We start from the raw sequence: 3,104 nt of genomic DNA, 5'->3' as shown, positions 1-3,104 counted from the left end.
GCCGGGTTTCATAGGGCCCGTCCCTCCACCTCTCTTGATAAGGCTTTGTTACCATAAAAATTATATCATATAGCATTTATTTGTCAATATATATTCAATGAAATAATATTTTTTTGAATTAGTTGACCATTCCGAATCCTACAAAGCTTAGAAGCATGACTATGAGTCCAGCAGTCATTATTCCAAGGGAGATGAAGCCAATTGATTTTTTGTAATCAAGCTTCAAAAATGAAGCTACTCCGCAGCCTGTCCATGCCCCTGTAGTAGGAAGAGGTATGGCTACCAGTAGAAAGAGTCCTATGAGTTCGTACTTCATGACCTTCTTAGCATTTTTGTCCACCTTGTCTACTATCTTTCCTGCCGTTTTTCTTAGCAGTTTCGTCCTAGCTATATACCTTATTACAGGTTTGAATATTTTTAATAATACAGGTACTATGATCATGTTGCCTGCAACGGAGATGAAGTAGCATTTCCATGGATCCATTCCTAGACCTATTCCCAGTGGAATTGCCCCTCTAAGTTCAGCGATGGGAAGCATTGCCAGTATGAATACTGCGGCTTCTCTGCTGAGATTTTCTGTTATAAAATTCATTTTATACCTCTGATTGATTGTATTAATAGAATAACTCCATAATTATATACTATTTGCAGAAACTTTGAAACAATTTAATAGAAAATTTAGTCTAAGATTAATAATCCGGGTATTCTATTATAGAGCATGTGAATATTAAGGACATTGGTATAGTTGGAACATGAAAAAATATAATAAATATTTAATGTAATAATCAACAATAATCTGATATCATTAGACCGTAATCATTAAAAATTTTGAAAGGTAGATATGCGATATTTATTAGACATATCAAAAAGGTAGCAATGAAACAGATTTTAGGTGGAATAAGAAAAGCAGTTAAAGAATATAATATGATTCAGGACGGAGACAAGATAGTAATTGGAATATCCGGTGGAAAGGACAGTATGGTACTTCTTTATGGAATGAAGCTTTTTCAGAGATTCAGTCCAGTGAAGTATGACCTTGCAGCAGTAACTGTGGGAATGGGTTTTGATAATTTTGACACAAGTCCAATAGATGAATTCTGCAAAAAAATTGATGTGCCATATTATGTGGTTGATACGAATATTGCTGAAATCATATTTGATATAAGAAAGGAAAAAAATCCCTGCGCTCTCTGTGCAAAGATGAGAAGGGGAGCCCTTAACGACAAGGTTACGGAGCTAGGCTTCAACAAAGTGGCCCTTGGACATCATGCAGATGACGCACTGGAGACACTTTTTCTCAGCATGTTTTACGAGGGAAGGGTTTCAACATTCAAGCCAGTCACATATCTTTCAAATAAGAATATACACTGTATCAGACCAATGGTGTTTTTGAAGGAAGCTCAGATTGAAGGAGTAATGAACAGGCACGACATACCAATAGTCAAGAGTGTATGTCCAATGGACAGGCACACAAAGAGGGAAGAAATGAAGTTGCTTCTAAAAAACATCTACAAGGATATTCCCGAAGGAAGAGACAGACTTATAGGGGCCATTAAAAACAAGGAACAGCTGAGCCTCTGGTTCTAGCTGCTTTGCTTAAGAAATAGAAGACAAAGGGGTAGACATATGAAAAAGAAAATCTTAGCATTTACACTATCAATGATGCTGGCTTTCACAATGAATGCTGGTGGGGAAATGAAGACTCTCATGGAGGAAACAAGTGAGGAATATCTGTCTGATGGAATTCAGCATATAAGCATTACAAGACAGACCAGTGATGGTCCTGTGGAAATAGATGTGCTAAAAATAGACATGGACAACAGGTATACAGACTTGAAGCCCGTTTATTCCGAAGAGATATCAAAAAGGGATAAGCTTACATCCATTGCAAATGAATGGAGTGCGACAGGAGCTGTAAACGGAGACTTTTTCAATATGGCAAATCCTTCCTTTACCTTTGGAACACTTATGGATGGAGACGACATCATATCTTCTCCAAACAGCAATCTTTACAATTTCCCAACAATTGTGAAGGATGGCAATGATTTTGACATTTCAATAATAGAACCTTCCATGACTCTAGTGGTTGATGATGAGAAGTTGCCTGTAGCTGCTGTAAACAAGATTGGAGCCTTCAACGGTGAAATAATTGTACTTAACAGCGCCTGGGGTGAAGAATCAATGGGAAGTACTGAGACAAGGTCCCTTGCTGAAATTGTAGTGTACAGAAACAAGGTGAAAAGTATAAACATTGGAGAGGATCCAGTTGACATACCTTCTTCAGGATATGTAATAGTTTTCAATGCAAATAATACAGAGATTCTTGATAAATTCAAAATAAGGGATAAAGTTTCCCTTGATGTTGATTTTGGATTCGACATAGACGATATAGACTGGGCTTCAGGAGGAGTAAATTATCTTCTTAAGGAAGGACAGGAAGGAGACTATAACAATGATGTTCTTGGAAGACATCCCAGGACTGCCATAGGATTTACAGAAGATGAGGAAATGGCATATCTCATAACTGTAGACGGCAGAAGTGAAGATTCAATAGGCATGCTTCAGAGTGAACTTATAGAGCTTATGCTTGATTTGGGATGTTGGAACGGAGTAAACCTTGACGGCGGCGGGTCTTCTGAAATGGTAGTAGACTATTACGGAAAGGGAGACTATGAAATTGTAAACAGTCCCTCAGACGGGTATGAAAGGCTTCTTGTTTCAGGTCTTGGCGTATTCGATTCCCACCCAAGAAGTTCAAGAATCAAATCCCTTGATGTCTTTGATATATCGGAGAAGCTCTTCAAGGAACAGTATCTTTCCTTTGAAGTAAAGGCATACAATAAATATAAGGTGCCAGTTGCTGTTTCGGATTCAAAACTTGATATAAAAGTAAGTGGTCTTGACTACAGGAAGGACAGGGATGGAATCAGATTCCTGGAATCCGGAACTGCGGAAGTGAAAGTATCCTACGGTTCTGTGAGATGCGAATTCAATGTTGAGGTTCTTGGAGATGTAATGGAGATATATTCTCCAATAGATGACATTTCTCTGAACGAAGACTCTGAATATGAAATTCCAGATTTAATGGGAGTGGATGAAAATGG

At 38.0% G+C, this 3,104-nt stretch carries 3 protein-coding genes; 2 read left to right on the top strand and 1 reads right to left on the bottom strand.

Annotated elements, in window-relative coordinates; all coding sequences use genetic code 11:
• Nucleotides 1–118: 118 nt before the first annotated feature.
• The gene (locus AC3AX0_RS10250) at nucleotides 119–592 is read right to left on the bottom strand and encodes a COG2426 family protein (RefSeq protein WP_487550196.1); all 474 of its coding nucleotides are present in this window, start codon (nucleotides 590–592) and stop codon (nucleotides 119–121) included.
• Nucleotides 593–876: 284 nt separating this feature from the next.
• Between AC3AX0_RS10250 and AC3AX0_RS10245 the strand changes: the two genes are divergently transcribed.
• On the top strand, nucleotides 877–1,587 hold the full coding sequence (locus tag AC3AX0_RS10245) for a tRNA 2-thiocytidine biosynthesis TtcA family protein (protein ID WP_487550195.1): 711 nt from the start codon (nucleotides 877–879) through the stop codon (nucleotides 1,585–1,587).
• Nucleotides 1,588–1,626: 39 nt separating this feature from the next.
• On the top strand, nucleotides 1,627–3,104 hold a 1,478-nt coding region (locus AC3AX0_RS10240), incomplete at its 3' end, for a phosphodiester glycosidase family protein (RefSeq protein ID WP_487550194.1).

This window comes from Dethiosulfatibacter sp., from assembly GCF_983023055.1.
This window is presented reverse-complemented; position numbering and strand designations above follow the sequence as displayed.

Excerpts from the sequence above, each read along its gene's own strand:
- AC3AX0_RS10250 (WP_487550196.1), bottom strand. The coding sequence starts at position 592 with ATGAATTTTATAACAGAAAATCTCAGCAGAGAAGCCGCAGTATTCATA.
- AC3AX0_RS10245 (WP_487550195.1), top strand. The coding sequence starts at position 877 with ATGAAACAGATTTTAGGTGGAATAAGAAAAGCAGTTAAAGAATATAAT.